The organism is Streptomyces sp. Inha503, assembly GCF_047215865.1.
Lineage (GTDB): Bacteria > Actinomycetota > Actinomycetes > Streptomycetales > Streptomycetaceae > Streptomyces > Streptomyces lycopersici.
Map to the genome: position 1 here is coordinate 9,808,819 of NZ_CP178360.1, position 16,751 is coordinate 9,825,569.

The 16,751-nt window shown below is 69.8% G+C and carries 16 protein-coding genes and 1 pseudogene; 12 read left to right on the forward strand and 5 right to left on the reverse strand.

Annotated elements, in window-relative coordinates:
• Positions 1-5 precede the first annotated feature (5 nt).
• Positions 6-317, reverse strand: a complete 312-nt coding sequence (locus tag ACJX2R_RS41255) for a hypothetical protein (RefSeq protein ID WP_413104230.1) — start codon at positions 315-317, stop codon at positions 6-8.
• A 255-nt stretch (positions 318-572) separates the two neighbouring features.
• On the opposite strand from ACJX2R_RS41255, the gene ACJX2R_RS41260 reads away from it, so the two are divergent.
• The 3 genes from ACJX2R_RS41260 to ACJX2R_RS41270 all read left to right on the forward strand — a co-directional run bounded on the left by ACJX2R_RS41260 (position 573) and on the right by ACJX2R_RS41270 (position 2,545).
• The gene (locus ACJX2R_RS41260; protein WP_413104231.1) at positions 573-1,403 is read left to right on the forward strand and encodes a helix-turn-helix domain-containing protein; all 831 of its coding nucleotides are present in this window, start codon (positions 573-575) and stop codon (positions 1,401-1,403) included.
• Between the two features lies 1 nt (position 1,404).
• Complete coding sequence (locus tag ACJX2R_RS41265) at positions 1,405-1,617, forward strand: DUF397 domain-containing protein (protein WP_413104232.1); 213 nt, start codon at positions 1,405-1,407, stop codon at positions 1,615-1,617.
• Positions 1,618-1,924: 307 nt separating this feature from the next.
• The gene (locus ACJX2R_RS41270) at positions 1,925-2,545 is read left to right on the forward strand and encodes a class I SAM-dependent methyltransferase (protein WP_413104233.1); all 621 of its coding nucleotides are present in this window, start codon (positions 1,925-1,927) and stop codon (positions 2,543-2,545) included.
• Between the two features lie 19 nt (positions 2,546-2,564).
• Here ACJX2R_RS41270 and ACJX2R_RS41275 read toward each other — a convergent pair whose 3' ends face one another.
• Positions 2,565-3,689 (reverse strand): alpha/beta fold hydrolase, encoded by a 1,125-nt coding sequence (locus ACJX2R_RS41275; RefSeq protein WP_413104234.1) that lies wholly within the window; start codon positions 3,687-3,689, stop codon positions 2,565-2,567.
• 640 nt (positions 3,690-4,329) lie between these two features.
• Between ACJX2R_RS41275 and ACJX2R_RS41280 the strand changes: the two genes are divergently transcribed.
• Positions 4,330-5,460 carry a 50S ribosomal protein L11 methyltransferase gene (locus ACJX2R_RS41280; RefSeq protein WP_413104235.1) on the forward strand — a complete coding sequence of 377 codons (1,131 nt, stop codon included), beginning with the start codon at positions 4,330-4,332 and terminating at the stop codon, positions 5,458-5,460.
• A gap of 29 nt (positions 5,461-5,489) precedes the next feature.
• Here ACJX2R_RS41280 and ACJX2R_RS41285 read toward each other — a convergent pair whose 3' ends face one another.
• Positions 5,490-6,290 (reverse strand): alpha/beta fold hydrolase, encoded by an 801-nt coding sequence (locus ACJX2R_RS41285; protein WP_413104236.1) that lies wholly within the window; start codon positions 6,288-6,290, stop codon positions 5,490-5,492.
• A 311-nt stretch (positions 6,291-6,601) separates the two neighbouring features.
• On the opposite strand from ACJX2R_RS41285, the gene ACJX2R_RS41290 reads away from it, so the two are divergent.
• The 6 genes from ACJX2R_RS41290 to ACJX2R_RS41315 all read left to right on the forward strand — a co-directional run bounded on the left by ACJX2R_RS41290 (position 6,602) and on the right by ACJX2R_RS41315 (position 13,164).
• Complete coding sequence (locus tag ACJX2R_RS41290) at positions 6,602-7,435, forward strand: 2-keto-4-pentenoate hydratase (RefSeq protein WP_413104237.1); 834 nt, start codon at positions 6,602-6,604, stop codon at positions 7,433-7,435.
• The gene (locus ACJX2R_RS41295) at positions 7,432-8,397 is read left to right on the forward strand and encodes an acetaldehyde dehydrogenase (acetylating) (RefSeq protein ID WP_413104238.1); all 966 of its coding nucleotides are present in this window, start codon (positions 7,432-7,434) and stop codon (positions 8,395-8,397) included. Before ACJX2R_RS41290 ends, ACJX2R_RS41295 begins: the two co-directional genes overlap by 4 nt.
• Positions 8,394-9,476 carry a 4-hydroxy-2-oxovalerate aldolase gene (gene dmpG, locus ACJX2R_RS41300; protein ID WP_413104239.1) on the forward strand — a complete coding sequence of 361 codons (1,083 nt, stop codon included), beginning with the start codon at positions 8,394-8,396 and terminating at the stop codon, positions 9,474-9,476. Before ACJX2R_RS41295 ends, dmpG begins: the two co-directional genes overlap by 4 nt.
• A 93-nt stretch (positions 9,477-9,569) precedes the next feature.
• The gene (locus tag ACJX2R_RS41305) at positions 9,570-10,241 is read left to right on the forward strand and encodes a TetR/AcrR family transcriptional regulator (RefSeq protein WP_262704219.1); all 672 of its coding nucleotides are present in this window, start codon (positions 9,570-9,572) and stop codon (positions 10,239-10,241) included.
• Between the two features lie 442 nt (positions 10,242-10,683).
• The gene (locus tag ACJX2R_RS41310; RefSeq protein ID WP_262704220.1) at positions 10,684-12,027 is read left to right on the forward strand and encodes an MFS transporter; all 1,344 of its coding nucleotides are present in this window, start codon (positions 10,684-10,686) and stop codon (positions 12,025-12,027) included.
• 93 nt (positions 12,028-12,120) lie between these two features.
• Positions 12,121-13,164 (forward strand): LLM class flavin-dependent oxidoreductase, encoded by a 1,044-nt coding sequence (locus ACJX2R_RS41315; protein WP_413104240.1) that lies wholly within the window; start codon positions 12,121-12,123, stop codon positions 13,162-13,164.
• On the opposite strand, the gene yacG is transcribed toward ACJX2R_RS41315, so the two are convergent.
• On the reverse strand, positions 13,154-13,492 hold the full coding sequence (gene yacG, locus ACJX2R_RS41320; RefSeq protein ID WP_413104241.1) for a DNA gyrase inhibitor YacG: 339 nt from the start codon (positions 13,490-13,492) through the stop codon (positions 13,154-13,156). The two genes, ACJX2R_RS41315 and yacG, sit on opposite strands and share 11 nt — an antisense overlap.
• 213 nt (positions 13,493-13,705) lie before the next feature.
• On the opposite strand from yacG, the gene ACJX2R_RS41325 reads away from it, so the two are divergent.
• Together ACJX2R_RS41325 and ACJX2R_RS41330 are read left to right on the forward strand one after the other, a co-directional pair.
• Positions 13,706-14,308 carry an LmbU family transcriptional regulator gene (locus ACJX2R_RS41325; RefSeq protein WP_262704223.1) on the forward strand — a complete coding sequence of 201 codons (603 nt, stop codon included), beginning with the start codon at positions 13,706-13,708 and terminating at the stop codon, positions 14,306-14,308.
• A 541-nt stretch (positions 14,309-14,849) separates the two neighbouring features.
• Positions 14,850-15,815, forward strand: coding sequence for a ParB N-terminal domain-containing protein (locus ACJX2R_RS41330; RefSeq protein ID WP_413104242.1), 966 nt, complete (start codon positions 14,850-14,852; stop codon positions 15,813-15,815).
• A 75-nt stretch (positions 15,816-15,890) separates the two neighbouring features.
• Here ACJX2R_RS41330 and ACJX2R_RS41335 read toward each other — a convergent pair.
• Positions 15,891-16,276, reverse strand: a pseudogene (locus tag ACJX2R_RS41335) (aminotransferase class III-fold pyridoxal phosphate-dependent enzyme); the annotation flags it as partial.
• Positions 16,277-16,751: the final 475 nt, after the last annotated feature.

The window sequence follows — 16,751 nt, forward strand, 5'->3', positions numbered from 1 at the left end:
TTCCACTAACTCTGCTCGGCCGCGGTCTCTTCCCGGTCCTCCAGCCGCCGCCCCCGACTCTCGGCCACCCGCAGCGCGTCATGCAGCGCCTCGGCGAGCCGATGCCCCACGAAGCGGAGCTCACGGGCGTTCGCGCGGTGGTCCCGGAGCAGTGGCCGCGCATGCCCGAGAAGGTCGGTCCCGGTCCGTAGCTGCACGGCCTCCATCTCGTCGGCCAGCCGCGAGAGGTAGCTGGTGCCGGTGTCGTCGGTGACGAGGAAGCAGGGCTGACCGTTCAGTCCGGGCCAGGGCAGCAGACGAGGGCGTGATGAAGGCATGAGGGCTCCATGGCGTTCCGGGGTTCGGCTACCGCGAGTGATGAGGCGGTGGCGGAAACAGCTTCGGGTGCGCGGAAGCTGGCGCGCAAGATGACAGCTAATTTCCGCTTCAGATGGCATATGTGACCGAGTGGGCAAATGACCTGATGTGCCGGGCCGCCCTTGCCAGACTCAGAACTCGTTCGGCGGCATGGCAGGCTCGACCCAACGGGAGGCATACTCGTGGCAGCACCAACGGGACCGACGGTCCGTCGCATGCAACTCGGCTGGGAGCTCAAGAGATTGAGGGACAAGGCCGGATTCACCCTCGCGGAGGCCGTGGACGGGTTGACCTTTTCCACCACGAAGTTGTTCCGCGTCGAGAACGGTCTCTCGGCCTTGCCCAAGGTCACGGACCTGAAGGCTCTTTTGGGCCGGTACGGCGTCGAGGACGAGGACGATGTGGACTTCCTCATGCAGATCCACCGTGACTCCCTCAACCGGGGCTGGTGGTCCATCTATCGCAGTGTGCTCCCGTCGGGCATGGGGATGCACATTGGTCTGGAGAGCGGGGCCCGCACAAGCCGGACGTGGCAGCCGAACGTGGTCTTCGGTTTGCTGCAGACCGATCGCTACGCGAGGGAACTGTTCCAGGCTGCCAAGCCGGTCGAGGAGACCACGACCGAGTTCGTCGAGCGGCACATCCAGATCCGGATGGAGCGCAAAAAGGCCCTGAGGCGCAGGGACAATCCCATGGAGCTCTGGGTCATCCAGGACGAAGCCTCGTTGCGACGAGTGGTCGGCAGCTCTGAAGTGATGCGTGAGCAGTACGAGGAGATCCAGACCCTGCTGGGGCTCGACAATGTGACGGTCCAGATCCTTCCGATGGCCACCCCCGCCTATCGGCCTCATACGAACTTCAACCTGTGGGAGTTCGGCACCCCGTTGCCGTCCGTGGTGCAGAGCGACGCCGTCGACGGATCCGACATCAGCGACAAGGAAACGACGATCTGGTCCTTCTCCCGCAGGTTCGAGAACCTGCGGGCCGCGGCTCTCGCTCCTGGCGAGACATCGGCATTCCTGCAACGACTAGCACGGGAGATCTGATATGACTCACGGCATAGCAACCAACGTCGCACCCGAGGACGCCTGGTTCAAATCCTCTTACAGCGAGGCGAACGGCACCGGCTGCGTCGAGATCGCCCACCTGCCCCACACCGCCCAGGTCGGCATCCGCGACTCCAAGGACAAGAGCGGGCCCGCGCTGGTCGTTCCAGCGCGGGCCTGGGCGGAGTTCGTCGCCGCAGTGCGCAAGGTCTGACGGCGCTGTCCGCTGGGGCGGCGGGGCAGCCTCTCCCGGGTACCCCTTCAGAATGCTTGATCTGACGCAACTAATTTGTCAAACGTTTTCCAGGGGTACCCCCCGGCCGCAGTCCGGACCGGTCCTCAACATGGGCCGACGGGGGCCGCCGCCGGGCCTCGCCCCCACCGGCCCGGTGGTCGGCGACGGAGCCCGGCCAGGGCACCCCCGGACCCATGCTCAAAGGCGCCGAAGGCGCGAACGGCGCCGCACCGACGCACGAAAACCGTTCGCGGAACGCACCCGCCCCCAACTACCGTGCCACTCCGTGGACATCGACGATCCCAAGGACGTGGTCAGGCGCGGATACGACGCGCTCTCCCGCCACTACGAGCGGTCCTATGCGACCGAGACCAAGTACCAGCCCTGGCTCGGCGCACTCCAACAGCGCATCCCGCCCGCCGCCACCGTGCTGGACCTGGGATGCGGCTCCGGCCTACCGGTCGCCCGCGTGCTCAGCGCCGCGGGACACCGGGTGACCGGAGTCGACATCAGCGGGGAGCAGATCCGCCGGGCGCGGGAGCTCGTGCCGGAGGCCGAGTTCCGCCAAGCGGATGCCACGGCGGTGGAGTTCCCGGCGGCCTCCTTCGACGCCGTGGTCTCCCTCTACGCCCTGATCCACATCCCCCTGGACGAACAACCTCCCCTCCTCGCCAGGATCGCCACCTGGCTCCGGCCCGGCGGCTGGTTCCTGGCCACCACCGGGCACACCGCCTGGACCGGCACCGATGACAACTGGCTCGGCGGTGGCACCAGGATGTGGTGGAGCCACGCCGACGCCGCGACCTACCGGGACTGGCTCACCCGGGCCGGACTGACCGTCGAGGGAGAGGAGTTCGCCCCCGAGGGCGACAGCGGCCACGCCCTGTTCTGGGCGCGGCGACCGTGACGTACCTCGGGACCTCGTCTCAGCCGATGGGCCCGTCCGCACCGGCCTTCTGCCAGGCGCAGCTGCCCAGCGTGGCCCGGCCCTTCTCCACCAGCGGGTCCGCGATCCGGGCAGGTGGCATCGTGCTGTGGCCCCGGTAGCAGATGACCGTGCGGTCCGTGTGCCCGGCGAGGTCGACGAGGATCTGGTCCCAGTGCCGGTACTGCACATCGTGGCCCGTGTCGGCATAGCTGCGCACGGCCGGGTCGCCGGGCAGGTGCTGCTTCCAGGTGTCGATCGTGCTGGGCGGCACGGTCGTGTCCTTCTTCCCGCTGTAGATGGTGACGGGGGCCGTCAGCTTTGACAGATCGGGGCCGGGCCGCTGGCAGTAGAGCTTCTGCTCATGCACCTGAGCCGCGGGGTCGGCCTTCTGACCGCGCTGGTTGTAGGTGCGGGCGCCGTCCTCGAAGGCGGTGTCGGCGAAGCCCGGGATGCGCTTGGTCGGGCTGTCGTCCGGGAGCGCCCACCAGACCCGGGGGTCGGCGATCTGCTTCTCCAGGGACTTGCCCAGCTCCTCGTCGGACATCGAGCAGTACGCGGGCTGGGTGCCGTACGGCGGCAGGGCGGCGGCCAGGTGCAGTGACGACACGCGGTCCGGGGCCAGGGACGCCAGCTCGGCGGCGTACGGACCGCCGCCCGAGATGGCGATCACACTGACCTTGCGCACCCCGACGCGGTCCAGCACCTGGAGCGCGTCCTTGGCGAAGTCGGCCTTCCCCAGGCTCTTGTCGAACTCGGTGTCGCCGAAGCCGTTGCGCTCGACGGATATCAGCCGCAGCCCGAGGGATTCCCGGGTGTTGCGCAGGAAGTCCGTCATGTGCGCCACCCGGGCGCTGGTACCCGTGCCACCGATGTAGAGCACCGGCTTGCCGTCCCGGGGGCCGTCGTCGATGTAGTGGGCGGTGCGGCCCGAGTCGAGTTTCAGCGCCCGGACCTCGGGGCCGAGCGAGTCGAAGTCGTCCTGGATGTGGACCCGGTGGACATCGGTGGCATGCGGCTCGCGCGGCGCGGTGGCCGTGGCGGTGGCGCTCACGACTCCGGAGCCCGTGAGGAGGACGGTGGCGACGGCGGTGGCGGCGATCCCGGTGACGAGGGCTCTGGGCACGTGTTTCTCCTGGCCGTAGGGGGCGGGCGGCGTTGATCGAGTACAACGAACGCCACCTACCCCCTCCGGCCAGGAAGACACTACGGGGTACCCGCCGCGTGACAGGGGCGTCGCCCGAGAGTGGCGATCCCCGTCGACGGCTGGCCCGGATCGCGGGCGATCTTCGAAGGAATCGATGACCCCGGCACGCACTGTGGTCCAGACCTGTGGCCGCGCGGGGGTGACCAGATGAACGGCACCTGATCCGTTGAAGGCGGTTCCTCGCCGCCTCGGACGCCATTCTCCGTTAAAAGGTTGCCGCGCTAATAATATTAGTGACGACGATTTTCGGACGGCCCGGCGCCAGATCCGCGGCTCATCCGCGAAATTCAGCCGAATTCACTTTCCGGAGCAACCTCTGTCTGATCGTGAGCATGCCAATCCCCCGGGGTCGCGTCTATTCCGTGAGCCCGTCGCGCGGCGCCTGGTCGGGGCGTGACATGGGGCGTTTGCTCGGGTCGCGCTCGGGCGCTTTTACATCACTTTAACTATGCTATGTGTGGACTTTGTTCGCTCATGACGCATTCCATTCCTAGGGAATTCCGGGTTTTCCGGCCTGGCATGCTGGGTCCGGAAAAGGCACTCAGGGAAAGGTTGGAGAATGCAGTATTCCTTCATCGCGGAGTTAGCCGGGCCGGGGCGCAAGGTTCCGGTGCGGGCATGCGATCCGGAGTCCAACCCGGTGTGGCTGTGCGCCTCGATCGGCGAGTACCCGGTGTACGACGACGTCGTGTACGAGGTGATGATCAAGGACGAGCGCCGGATGGGCGCCTACGCCGAAGCCGTCCGGCGCTACGCCCCCGGCCGGACGGTGCTCGACATCGGCACGGGAAAGGACGCGGTGTGGGCGCTGGCCGCCGCCCGCGCCGGGGCGCGGCACGTGTGGGCGGTGGAGGTCATCCCCAAGTCGGCACAGATCGCCCAGGAGACCATCGAGGAGGCGGGCTTCGCCGACCGGATCACGGTCGTCGAGGGACTGTCCACCGAGATCGAGCTCCCCGAGCCCGTCGATATGTGCGTCTCGGAGATCATCGGCACGCTCGGCGGCTCCGAGGGTGCGGGCTCGGTGCTGCGGGACGCGCGGAAGCGTCTGGTGAAGCCCGGCGGGGTGTTCGTCCCGCACCGCAGCGCCACCACGGCGGTCGCCCTGGACCTGGGCGCCGCGGGTCGCGGTGAGCCGCTCGGCTTTCCGCCGTTCGTCTTCCGTTATGTGGAGGAGGTGTTCGCCTCGGTGGGCCGCCCCTTCGATCTGCGGGTCGTCCTGGAAGGGCTCCAGGACAATCCCAAGGTGCGGGAGCGGTCGTATCTGTCGGGCCCGGTCGAGGTGGAGCCGCTGGAGTTCAACGGCGAGCCGCAGCCGGAGGGCGTCAACGGCGCCGAGCTGACGATCACCCGAGAGGGCAACTTCTCCGGGCTCGCGCTGGGCATGCGTCTGTGGGTGGCCGAGGACGACGAGCCCATCGACTCGCTGGTGCAGTCCAGCAGTTGGACCCCGGTCTACGCGCCGCTGGCGGAGGAGGGCCTGCCGGTGCGGCCGGGCGACCGGTTCGAGTTCGACTTCACCACGACGCTGAGCGACGACGGCGTACACCCCGACTACGCGCTCAACGGCGAGCTGCACCGGGCCGGCGGCCCGGCGGTGCCGCTGAGCTGGAGCTCGACCCACCACGGGGACGGCTTCCGGGCGAACCCCTTCTACCGCTCGCTGTTCCCCCTGCCCGAAGGGCCCTGAGGCCGCGCCACCTCAGCCGCCCGCCACCGTCAGCCGCCCGCCACCTCGGCGGAGGCGACGGCTTCCCGTACGAGCCGGGCGAACTCCTCCGGCCGCTGTTCGGGGAACGGCACACCGGCCCCGGGCACGATATGCCCCTTCGCCGACAGCGCCCGCACCATCGGCTCGAAGCTGGGCATCGACGGGTCGTCGTCCTGTCCGCAGATGACCGTGGCCGGGGCGGCGATCCGCGGCAGCCGCTCGTCCATCGCGAACAGCCGGATGGCGATATGGCCGTCCTCCGCCCGGTCCAGCACCCGCAGGGCGTCGGCCATGAAGCGGTTGAGCGCGCCCTCCTGCCCCGGCTCGTAGAAGTGTCGGCGCCGGTTCCACAGCTCCAGGAGGTGGGAGCCGTCCGGATTCGGCCGCACCCAGTCGACCGGGCGTTTCCACACCGCGCGGGCGCGCTTCTCCGGGGTGATGAACGGGGTCGCGGAGAGCGTCAGGCTCCGCACCCGGGAGCCCAGGCGGGCCGCCACCTCCACCGCGATCACTCCGCCGGTGTGGTGCCCGACCAGGTGGAACGTATCGAGCCCGAGCCCGTCCACCAGGTCCTCGACCCCGTCGGCGAACATCTCGACGCTCTGGTCGTCCGCGGGTTTCGCCGACGCCCCGTAGCCGACGGTGTCCATCGCGATCGCCCGGTGCGTGGCGCCGAGCAGCGGAAGCACATCGCGGTACTCGGCCCAGGACCGCGGGGTCTGGTGGAGCAGCAGCACCGGCTCGCCCTCGCCGCACTCGACGTAGTGCAGCTGGCCGAACCGGCTGGGGGCGTAGTGGGCGGTCAGCATATGCACTCTCCTGACGTGGCGGGGCGGCGAGCCCGCGCCTCTCTGGTCGTACTTTGTACGGAACTCCTCGGGTGCCGGTCAAGAGGCGTTCGGCCGGGAAAGGTCCTCGCTCGGAGCGTTCCGCCAGGCGGTACGGGGCGCTGGACGGACACGGGTGCGCGAGGTCAGTGTCACCTGGTCCGGCACGTCGTCATGCGCCCCGTTCCGTGTGACGGAACGAAAGTTGGCTCGTGGTGGGCGGCGCGTCTATACCGGAGGCCACATCGGGAGCGCCGGGCCCCGGCCCCATGTTCTTCTCCAGGAGGTAGCCCGTGCCGAATGTTCCCGACCACGTCCCGACGGACTCCCTCCCCGGGGCCGTGGTCAAGGCCGCCGACGCACTCGCGGGCGCCGCCCGCGACGGGATCGCCTGCGCGCCGGTGCGCACGCTCCTGGACGACGGCGACATCGAGGCCGCCTACGCGGTGCAGCGGCTCAACCTGCGACGCGAACAGGCCACCGGCCGCCGGATCGTCGGCCGGAAGATCGGCCTGACCTCTCCGGCCGTACAGCGCCAACTCGGCGTGGGCCAGCCGGACTTCGGTGCGCTCTTCGCCGACACGGCCGTGCCGGAGGGCGGCGAGGTGCCCGCCGGGCGGCTGCTCCAGCCCAAGGTGGAGGCCGAGGTGGCGCTCGTGCTCGGCAGCGATCTGCCACACCGCCACTGCACCGTCGTGGACCTGCTGCGCGCCACCGATTTCGCGCTGCCCGCGCTGGAGATCGTCGACAGCCGGGTGCGGGACTGGGACATCGCCATCGTGGACACCGTCGCCGACAACGCCTCCTGCGGGCTGTACGTCCTCGGCGCCTCCCCGGTGCCACTGTCCGGGCTCAACCTGCGCTCCGTACAGATGACCATGACGCGCAACGGCGAGATGGCCTCCGAAGGGACCGGCGCCGACTGCCTCGGCGGCCCCCTCAACGCGGCCGTCTGGCTGGCCTCGGCCCTCGCCGAGCGGGGCGATCCGCTGCGCGCGGGAGACCTCGTCCTGACCGGGGCACTGGGGCCGATGGTCCCGGCCGCCCCGGGCGATGCGTTCCACGCCCGCATCTCGAACCTGGGCGCCGTAGGAGTCGGCTTCGCCGCGGAAGGAGACCACCGGTGAGCAGCGAGACCAGCACCCGCACCAAAGTGGCGATCATCGGCTCCGGCAACATCGGCACCGACCTCCTGATCAAGGTGCTGCGGCTCTCCGACACCCTGGAGATCACCGCGATGGCCGGGATCGACCCCGCCTCCGACGGCCTGGCCCGCGCCCGCCGCCTGAAGGTGGCCACCACCCACGAGGGCGTGGACGGGCTGGTGGCGATGGACGAGTTCGCCGACGTGGACATCGTCTTCGACGCCACCTCCGCCGGTGCCCACAAGCGCCACGAGGAGGTGCTGCGCCCCCTCGGCCGCACCCTCGTCGACCTCACCCCGGCCGCCATCGGCCCCTATGTGGTGCCCCCGGTCAACGGCGACACCCACCTCGACGCGCCCAACGTCAACATGGTCACCTGCGGTGGCCAGGCCACGATCCCGATCGTCGCCGCGGTGGGCGCGGTCGCCCCCGTGCACTACGGGGAGATCGTCGCCTCCATCTCCTCCCGCTCCGCGGGCCCCGGCACCCGCGCGAACATCGACGAGTTCACCGAGACCACCGCCGCCGCCATCGAACGCGTCGGCGGCGCCGCCCGCGGCAAGGCCATCATCGTCCTCAACCCCGCCGAACCGCCCCTGATCATGCGCGACACCGTGCACTGCCTGGTCTCGGGCTGCGCCACCGAGGAGGTCACCGCCTCCGTCGAGGAGATGGTCGGCCGCGTCCAGGCGTATGTGCCCGGCTACCGCCTCAAGCAGAAGGTGCAGTTCGACCAGGTCGGGTCCGACGACCCGATGCGCTCCCTGCTGCCCGCCGAGGCCGCGCACACCGACGCGGTGAAGGTCTCGGTCTTCCTCGAGGTCGAGGGAGCCGCCCACTACCTCCCGGCCTACGCCGGAAACCTCGACATCATGACCTCGGCCGCGCTGCGCACCGCGGAGCGCCTGGCCGCACATCGCTCCGGCGAGGAGGCCGCACGATGACCACGACCGACGCCGGCGCCACCGCGGACACCCCGCCCGTCCCGCCCGCCCTGTACGTCCAGGACGTGACCCTGCGGGACGGCATGCACGCCATCCGCCACCGCTACACCGTCGAGCAGGCCCGCACCATCGCCGCCGCCCTGGACGCCGCCGGGGTGGCCGCCATCGAAATCGCCCACGGCGACGGCCTGTCCGGCTCCAGCGTCACCTACGGAATCGGCGCCCACACCGACTGGGACTGGATCGAGGCCGTCGTCGGGGCCACCGGCACGGCGATCCCCACCACCCTGCTGCTGCCGGGCATCGGCACATTGCACGACCTCAAGCGGGCCCACGCCCTCGGCATCCGCTCCGTGCGCATCGCCACCCACTGCACCGAGGCCGACATCTCCGCCCAGCACATCTCCGCCGCCCGCGAGATGGGCATGGACGTGGCCGGGTTCCTGATGATGTCGCACATGACGGAACCGGCCGAACTCGCCCGCCAGGCCAAGCTGATGGAGTCCTACGGCGCCCACTGTGTGTATGTCACCGACTCCGGCGGCCGGCTCACCATGGACGGTGTCCGCGACCGCTTCCGCGCCTACCGCGATGTGCTCGACCCGGGCACCGAACTCGGCATCCACGCCCACCACAACCTCGCCCTCGGCGTGGCCAACACCGTAGTGGCCGTGGAGAACGGCGTCACCCGCGTCGACGCCTCCCTCGCGGGCCAGGGCGCGGGGGCGGGCAACTGCCCGCTGGAGGCGTTCGTCGCCGTCGCCGACCTGATGGGCTGGAAACACGGCTGCGACCTGTTCCCCCTGATGGACGCCGCCGACGACCTCGTACGGCCCCTCCAGGACCGCGAGGTCCGCGTCGACCGCGAGACCCTGACCCTCGGTTACGCGGGCGTGTACTCCAGCTTCCTGCGCCACGCCGAGGCCGCCGCGGTCCGCCACGGGCTGGACACCCGCGCGATCCTGGTCGAGGTGGGCCGCCGTGGGATGGTCGGTGGCCAGGAAGACATGATCACGGACATCGCGCTCGACCTGGCCGCCCACCCGGACAGCACCTCGCGCCCGGACAACACCTCCTGATCGCCGCCCGATCGGCGGGACGCCTGTACGGTGTGGTGTACGACGGCGTCGGTGTCGCCGGTCCCCCGGTGGTGTGCGAAGAGGAGAGTCCCAGTGGCGGGTCAGCGGTCGCGTGGCAGGGCGCTCACCGCCGAGCGGATCATCGAGGTGGCCACCCGGATCTGCGACGAGGAGGACATCGACGTACTGACGATCCGGCGGCTCGCCGCGGACCTCGGCGTGGGCGCGATGACGCTCTACAGCTACTTCCGCGGCAAGGAGGAGATCCTCGACGGGATCGCCGACTACGTCATGGGGAACTTCCGGCTGCCCACCGCCGAGGAGACCTCGCCCGAGGCGGTCGTACGGGCCCTGGCGCTGGCCTTCCTCGAGATGATGCGGGAGCACCCCAGCATCGTGCGGCTCTTCGCCACCCGGGTGAGCACCGGCCCGCGTTCCATGCGGGGCGCGTTCGAGGCGGTCATCGGGAGGCTGCGCGAGGCGGGGTTCGCGGACCGGGACGCGGTGCGCGTCTACGGGCTGATCGTGCAGTACAGCCTGGGATTCGCCAGCTATCAGGCGCCCCGCCCGTGGGGCAAGGCGGACCATCCCGAGGCCGAGGAGCTGCGGCGTCAGCGCAGGCACTTCTACGGGACCCTGCCGCGTGAGGACTTCCCCCACATGGTGGAGCTCGCCGAGGAGATGACCACGCTGCCCAGCGACGAACAGTTCCTCTTCGGGCTCGACTGCCTCATCGACGGCGTACTGCGGCACACCGGCGACTGAACCTCGCCCCGTCCGTAGCTCCGTATCCCGTCCGTCTCTCGGTTTCCGTACTGCGTGCTGTCAGCAACCTTGACCTCATACAGCGAACGGTACATAGTACGACCCACTTGCGATCGCTGAGCCGACCTCGCCTCGGCCCGGTGTCCGGCGGTTCTTTCCCCTCCCCGCCCCTTCCCACAACCAGGGGCTCCGCCCCTGGACCCCGGACGCCCTTCGGGCGTGTCCTCAATCGCCGGACGTGCTGAAACCAGCCCCTCCGGCGCTTGAGGAGCGGGGTCTGGGGCGGAGCCCCAGTTCCGGGAAGGGGCGGGGAGGGGGAAGCACCGATATGCGGCTCCGCCGCGTGGCCCGCCGCAGGCGTACGCGTACCGCCGGACACGCCGCAGGCGTCCCGCGGCTTCCCCGTCCCCCATGGACCGTCCCTGAAGGACAAAGGACCCTCATGACAGCAACCGATGTTCGTGAACCCGGCCGGGACCAGGGCACCAGAGCGCTGGTCGCCGGCTGGATCGGCACCACCGTCGAGTACTACGACTTCTCCATCTACGGACTGGCCTCGTCCGTGGTGTTCGCCAAGCTCTTCTTCCCCACCTCGGACCCGGTGACGGGCACGCTGCTCTCGCTGTCGACCTTCGCCATCGGCTTCCTGGCCCGGCCGGTCGGCGCGGTGGTGTTCGGCCACTTCGGCGACCGCCTGGGCCGGAAGTCCACGCTGGTGGCCACACTCGGGCTGATGGGCATCGCCACCTTCGCGGTGGGTCTGCTGCCCACCTACCGCCAGGTGGGGATCGCGGCGCCGATCCTGCTGATCGTCGCCAGGCTCGCCCAGGGGTTCTCCGTCGGTGGCGAATACGGCGGGGCGGTCCTGATGACCATCGAACACGGGGAGCGCGGGAAACGCGGGTTCCGGGGCTCACTGATCAATACCGGGACCTCGGCCGGGCTGCTCCTGGCCAACCTCGTCTTCCTCGGGGTGCTCCAACTTCCGGACGACCAGTTGCACTCATGGGGCTGGCGGATTCCGTTCCTGCTGAGCGCGGTGCTCGTCGGCGTGGGTCTGTTCGTACGGCTCAGCCTGGACGAGAGCCCCGAGTTCGAGGCGGTCAAGGCGCGGAACGCGGTGGACCGGCTGCCCGTGGTCGAGGTGTTCCGCGAGTGCGCCGGGCGGGTTCTGCTGATGGCCGCCGCGATTCTGAGTGCCGGGGTGGCCTTCACGCTGGCGACCGTCTACAGCCTGGAGTACGCCCGCACCGGGCTGCACCTGGACAAGGACACCATGATCGCCGTGCTGCTGCCGGCCACCCTCGTCATCATCGTCTGCGTGCCGCTCGCCGGAAAGCTGGCGGACCGGTTCGGAAACCGCAGGGTCTTCATCGCCGGGGCGGCCTCGCTGATCGTGCTGCCGTTCGCCTGGCTGGCGCTGCTCCAGACGCGGAATTACGGGCTGATGCTGCTGGGCTTCACCCTGCTGTTCATCGGCTACTCCGCCAACTACGGCGTGGTCCCGGCGTACTTCTCGCAGGTCTTCCCGGCGCGGCTGAGGTTCACCGGCATGTCGATCGGCTTCACCGTCGGGCTGATCGCAGGGAACGCGTTCTCCCCCGACATCGCCACCTATCTGCTGCACACCACCGGCGGATGGGTGGGCATCGCGGTGTACATGGCCGTGATGTCGGTCGTCTCGGTGGTGGCGGGCCTGTTCCTGCGGGAAGCGGACGACACCGCGGAGCCACCGGGCGTTCCGGCCGCGCAGGTGGCCGACGGCGATACCGCGCAGGTGGGCTGACCGCCGTACGTCGTGCCGTACCAAGCACTCACACCAAGTAACCACACCAAGTAACCACACCAAGCACTCACAGCAAGCCCTCAGGAGGAGAGCGTGAACGAGAAGAGCGGGATACGCGTCGGTGTCCGCATACCGCCGTGCGACCGGGTGGACCGGCTGGCCGGGACCGCCCGGCGGGCCGAGGAACTGGGCTTCGACCAGGTGTGGTTCCCCGACTCCCAGTTGCTGTGGCGGGACGTGTTCACGGCCCTGACCGCCGCCGCGCTGGGCACCGAACGGATCGGCCTGGGCAGCGCGGTCACCAATCTCGTCACCCGGCACCCGGCCGTCGTCGCCTCGGCCGCGCGCAGCGTCGCCGAACTGGCCCCCGGCCGGTTCACCCTCGGCCTCGGCGTGGGCAACAGCTCGGTCGGCCCCATCGGCATGCGCTCCAGCACCGGGGCCGAGTTGCGCGCCGGGGTCGCCACGCTGCGGGCGCTGCTCCAGGGGGAGGAGTGGGACTTCAACGGCGTACGGTCCCGGCTCCGGGACCCGGCTCCGGACGTGCCGATCCACGTGGCCGCCAGCGGCCCCCGGAATCTGCGGCTCGCCGGGGAGATCGCCGATGGTGTCATCCTGCTCAGCGGCGTCTCGCGGACGACGCTCGCCAGTGCCACCGCCCGGGTGCGGGAGGGTGCCGAGGCCGCCGGGCGCACCACGGAGGCGATCCCGCTGACGGTCTCGGCGTTCTGCGCGGTGACCGACGACGTGGAGTCCGAAGCCCGGCTGCTCAAGCCGATCTGTGCGTCGATCGCCCAGAACGGCGGCGCGCCCTTCCTCGCCCTGGCCGGGATCGAACTGGACGTTCCGGCGCGGGTGGAGGGGGTCTATCCGGACCTCGTACACGCCGAGGACTGGGACGCGGCCGTCGAGATCTGCTCGGCCTGGGTGAGCGATGAGACGGCCGTGCGTTTCGCCCAGGAGTTCTGCCTCTTCGGAACCGCCAAGGAGATCGCCGAACGGCTCACCGCGCTGCACGCGGACGGGGTGACCGATGTGTTCCTCCAGCACGTCGGTTCCTACGACCCGCCCACCGAGCTGATCGAGAGCGTGGGCTCCGCGGTGCTGCCCGCCCTGCGGCCGGACATCAGCCGGTGAGCGTGGTGGAGCCGGAACCGCCGTCGGCCGCGACGATCAGATTGAGCACGGTGATGTGCTGACCGCAGTTCGGGCACTCGTGGCCGGTGCTGAGCGGGGGCACCGGCACCGCCTGCGACCGGTGGTGCGTCCGGTCCGCGGCGTCCGCGGCGTCCGCAGTGGCTTCGGTGGCCGCCGCGTCCACGGTGGCCGCGGTCGCCGCGCCTCGGTGGTGGGCCCGCCACCACCGGGTCTTGCATCTGGAGCCGCAGAACCTGCGCGTCGGGTTCCTGCTGGTCCAGGTGAACTCGGCGCCGCATTCGGCACACCGCCGGGCTGCGGTGTCCATGTAGCCTCCTCTGTCGGCTCGCGGTGAGACTGATTCCGCATCCATCCGCCCAGTAGATCGGTGCGTGGGTTTCGGAACCGTAACGCCCTCGGTCGCCCGCGCGTCATGTGGTTCTCGGTCGTTGGAAACCGGCCAGGTGCGATGAAACCTCGCCGAAACCCCCCTCTGTGGAGGATGGGGCCGCCGAAGACGAGGGCAGGTGAGGTGTGCACGATGTCCATCCCCGCGAACGGGCGGACGACCACCCGGCGAACGGGATTGTCACTCCCTCCCGATCTACCGCTGTCCGAGTGGCGCCACCTCGGCCAGCAGATCCACGTCATCGCCGACTCCTCCGCGTGGTGGCTGGGCGATTGGCTCATCTTCGGCCAGGAGCACTACCCCGACCGCTACCGCCACGCGCTGAAGCAGACCTCGCTCGACTATCAGACGCTGCGCAACTACGCCTGGGTGGCACGCAAGTTCGAGCCGGGCAGGCGGCGGGGCAAGCTGAGCTTTCAGCATCACGCGGAAGTGGCCGCGCTCCCCGAGGCCGAGCAGGAGGAGTGGCTGACCCGGGCCGAGGAGGGCGGCTGGACCCGCAATGCGTTACGTCGGCAGATACGGATGCGGCGTCAGTCGCCGGAAGCCGCACAGGAGCAGGGCGTTGTGCAGGTGAACGTGGTCGCCGAGCGCAGAATCCGCTGGGAGCGCGCGGCGGAGATCGCCGGTCTCGGGCTTATGGATTGGATCATCCAGATGCTGGATGAGGCGGCCGATGGCCCGGTCCCGCATATTCCCGGCCGCGCCGCCGACCCGCCCGCCCTGGGGGCGTAAACAGCGCTCCGTAGAACCTCTAGCCAATGCTTTCTGTCCCGCCGGCGGGACGACGGCATGGATTCCGGAGCGGCATTCCCGCGATTCCCCCGATTTGGCGTTCCCGCATGCCCTGTGAAAGCATTTAATGCGCGTTCCAGAGCTCCGGGGGAGAACGCGAAGGGCCAGGTGAGTGGCCGAACGGAGCCGCATTCACCTCATGTGACGCATCTCGTCCCGCTGGTATCGGTAAGCACGTACAGAACTCCATCGAACCCCATGGCTCCCACTGGTGATCGCCCCACTCGAAACCATGAGTTCTCGTTGCGTAACCGTGGCGCGCCGCGCGCGGATACGGGGTGTCAAACCGCCTGACCGCTGTTAGAGTCTGCGTCGAAAGATTGAACGGCCTTTCGCGATTTCGCGAAGTGGAGCAACGGGGGGTGGTCGATATTGATCGGCCACGATCGGCGATCTTCGAAGTGGTGTCCAAAGTGTTCCTGCCACCCCCCGGATAGAAATTCCTTTCGAGGCGAGCTCGCCTTGGAGCGGGGGGTTGGGGATGTTCGAGCAGCAACTTGAGGAAGTGGTCAGCGAAGTCGACATCGCGTCGATTTCGACGGCGGAGTCACCGCGGAGTTCAGGGGAGGACCCGGAGCACATCCAAGCGCTGGCGGAGACGGAAGCCACGTTACCGCCCATCATCGTTCACCGGTCCACGATGCGGGTGGTCGACGGCGCCCACCGGCTACGGGCCGCGGAGCTCCGCGGCGACGAGAAGATCAGGGTCAAGTTCTTCGACGGCAGCAAGGCCGACGCGTTCGTCCTGGCCGTCGGCTCCAACATCACCCATGGCCTGCCGCTTTCGATGACGGACCGGAAGTCCGCGGCCGCCCGCATCATCGTGTCGCACCCCCAGTGGTCGGACCGCATGATCGCGTCGGTCTCGGGGATCTCGGCGGGCACCGTCGCGGAGATCCGCCGACGGACGTCGGCCGAGGAGACGGCCAGTGGCAGCCGTATCGGTCAGGACGGCCGGGTCCGTCCCATCAACAGCGCCGCCGGGCGCGAGCTGGCGAGCAGGCTGATCACGGCGAACCCGGGTCTGTCGCTGCGCCAGATCGCCCGGGCCGCGGGGATCTCCCCGGAGACGGCACGGGACGTCAGGAACCGTATGAGCAGGGGCGAGGACCCCTTGCCGAAGGCGCGCGGCGCGGCGAAGGCCGGGGGCCGGCGGACCGAGGCGCTGAGCCGGTCCACGGCGGGCGCGGCCACCGCGGAGGTGGTCCCGATGGCCGACCGCCTCGCGGCCGTGCACCGCCTCACCTCGGACCCCGCCCTGCGGTTCAACGAAACCGGCCGCAGGCTGCTGCGGCTGCTCAACATCAACATGCTCAGCGCGGAGGAGTGGCAGGAAATCATCGCGAACGTACCGCCGCATTGCAGCAGCATCGTCGCCAGCCTCGCCCGTGAATGCGCGGGGATGTGGGACGAGATCGCGGTCCGGGTGGACCTCCAGCTCGCCTGAGCGCTCCGCTGGAAGTGCCCTGACGGGGCGGTCCTTCCGGACCGCCCCTCGGCCGCCGGGCACGGTTCAGGCCCCGCCCAGGCGCAGCAACTCGACGACCGCGTGGCCGACGGCGGCTGCCAGCGGGTTGCCGCCGAAGGTGGAGCCATGGCTGCCGGGCGGATCACACCGAGCACGTCATGGCGGGCGACGACCGCGGAGACGGGCACGATACCGCCGCCGAGCGCCTTGCCGAGGACGTAGATGTCGGGGGTGACGTCCTCGAATTCGCAGGCGAACGTCGTGCCCGTGCGGCCCAGCCCTGACTGGACCTCATCGGCGATGAAGAGCACGTTCTCGCGACTGCACACCTCCCGCACACGCCGGAGGTGGCCCGGTGGCGGGATGAGCACACCGGCCTCGCCCTGGAAGGGCTCGAGCAGCACCGCCACGGTGGTCTCGTCGACCGCGGCTTCCAGGGCCAACGCCTGGCGCGCCTGCACCTCCCCGCGCGATGACTGCTGGAACTGCCGATAGCCGTCGAATCCGAGCCATGCGACAAAACGTACGACGGTGGGTGCGCCGACCCCGGCCTGGGAGGCGAGCCCGGCGCGGAGTTCAGTCCGGCTGCCGGGTAGTTGGCGGTCAGCTCTCGGGCGATCTTCATCTCGGCCCGGGAGAGGCCACCCTGTACGCGGCGCAGCCGCTCGGCCACGGTGACCCCCAGGCCGGAGGGCTCCTGCGCACCGCTCGCCGGCTCCGTGTCCCCGAGGCGGTTCGCATGATCGCTTCGGTCTCCGGCCCGGTCGGCCATGGGCTTCCCTTCTCCGCGCTGTCTGACGCGACGATCGTTGCACACGGGCGGGCGCCGAGGAGGCACCCGAGCCCTCGGGGGGAGCACCGGCGATCCGGCCAGGACGAGAGGGCCCGTCCTGGCCGGATCGCATATGCGGGGCG

Bases quoted from the DNA above. Each gene is read 5' to 3' on its own strand.
- dmpG (WP_413104239.1), top strand. From the start codon at position 8,394: ATGACCACGACCGACGCCGGCGCCACCGCGGACACCCCGCCCGTCCCG.
- ACJX2R_RS41260 (WP_413104231.1), top strand. From the start codon at position 573: ATGCAACTCGGCTGGGAGCTCAAGAGATTGAGGGACAAGGCCGGATTC.
- ACJX2R_RS41285 (WP_413104236.1), bottom strand. From the start codon at position 6,290: ATGCTGACCGCCCACTACGCCCCCAGCCGGTTCGGCCAGCTGCACTAC.
- ACJX2R_RS41280 (WP_413104235.1), top strand. From the start codon at position 4,330: ATGCAGTATTCCTTCATCGCGGAGTTAGCCGGGCCGGGGCGCAAGGTT.
- yacG (WP_413104241.1), bottom strand. From the start codon at position 13,492: ATGGACACCGCAGCCCGGCGGTGTGCCGAATGCGGCGCCGAGTTCACC.
- ACJX2R_RS41310 (WP_262704220.1), top strand. From the start codon at position 10,684: ATGACAGCAACCGATGTTCGTGAACCCGGCCGGGACCAGGGCACCAGA.
- ACJX2R_RS41255 (WP_413104230.1), bottom strand. From the start codon at position 317: ATGCCTTCATCACGCCCTCGTCTGCTGCCCTGGCCCGGACTGAACGGT.
- ACJX2R_RS41330 (WP_413104242.1), top strand. From the start codon at position 14,850: ATGTTCGAGCAGCAACTTGAGGAAGTGGTCAGCGAAGTCGACATCGCG.
- ACJX2R_RS41265 (WP_413104232.1), top strand. From the start codon at position 1,405: ATGACTCACGGCATAGCAACCAACGTCGCACCCGAGGACGCCTGGTTC.
- ACJX2R_RS41325 (WP_262704223.1), top strand. From the start codon at position 13,706: ATGTCCATCCCCGCGAACGGGCGGACGACCACCCGGCGAACGGGATTG.